A 1195-nucleotide genomic window follows, 5' to 3' on the forward strand; every position below is an offset into this window, starting at 1 on the left:
ATTCGGGTCGTAGACGATGCGGTGGTTAAGCGACAAAGGGCGTACGGTGGATGCCTGGGCGTCTGCTAGCGATGAAGGACGTAGAAGGCTGCGATAAGCCACGGGGAGCCGCCAAACAGGCCTTGATCCGTGGATTTCCGAATGGGGAAACCCGGCTGACCAAAAGTCAGTCATCCTCCACTGAACACATAGGTGGAAGGAAGCGAACGCGGGGAACTGAAACATCTAAGTACCCGCAGGAAGAGAAATCAATTGAGATACCCCCAGTAGCGGCGAGCGACCGGGGTAGAGCCTAAACCGACTGTGTGTAAGGTTACAGCCGTTGCATGGTCGGGGTTGTGGGGCTCTCTTTGCACTCTCTGTAAGGAGTGCGGCGAGTAAGAAACTGAATCGATAGTCGAAGACTTTGGAAAGGGTCACCGTAGAGGGTAATGGTCCCGTAGACGAAATCAATTCAGCTCGCTTAGAGGGTTCCCGAGTACGGTGGGACACGAGAAATCCTGCCGGAATCTGGGTGGACCATCATCCAAGGCTAAATATACGCAGACGACCGATAGCGAACCAGTACCGTAAGGGAAAGGTGAAAAGAACCCCTTTAAGGGGAGTGAAATAGAACCTGAAACCGTATGCCTACAAGCAGTGGGAGCCCTATGGCCTTGTGCCAGGGTGACCGCGTGCCTTTTGCATAATGAGTCAGCGAGTTATGCTACGCAGCAAGGTTAAGTCGAATAGATGCAGCCGCAGGGAAACCGAGTCTGAACAGGGCGAATAAGTTGCGTGGTGTAGACCCGAAACCGAGTGAGCTACCCATGGCCAGGTTGAAGTTCCGGTAAAACGGGATGAAGGACCGAACCCACTGATGTTGAAAAATCAGGGGATGAGCTGTGGGTAGGGGTGAAAGGCCAATCAAACTCGGAGATAGCTGGTTCTCCCCGAAATATATTTAGGTATAGCCTCGGGAGATATCACTGACGGAGGTAGAGCACTGAATGGGCTAGGGGCCTAACCCGGTTACCAACCCCAATCAAACTCCGAATGCCGTTATGTGTTATCCCGGGAGTCAGTCTGCGGGTGATAAGGTCCGTAGACGAGAGGGAAACAACCCAGACCGCCAGCTAAGGTCCCAAAATGACAGTTAAGTGGTAAAGGATGTGGAAGCACACAGACAACCAGGAGGTTGGCTTAGAAGCAGCCA

1 rRNA gene is annotated in these 1195 nt (G+C 52.9%); it reads left to right on the top strand.

The features are described from left to right. Window positions 1–23: 23 nt before the first annotated feature. Window positions 24–1195, top strand: a 23S ribosomal RNA gene (locus FRC96_RS16045); the annotation flags it as partial.

Source organism: Lujinxingia vulgaris, from assembly GCF_007997005.1.
In the GTDB taxonomy this organism is placed as follows: Bacteria; Myxococcota_A; Bradymonadia; order Bradymonadales; family Bradymonadaceae; genus Lujinxingia.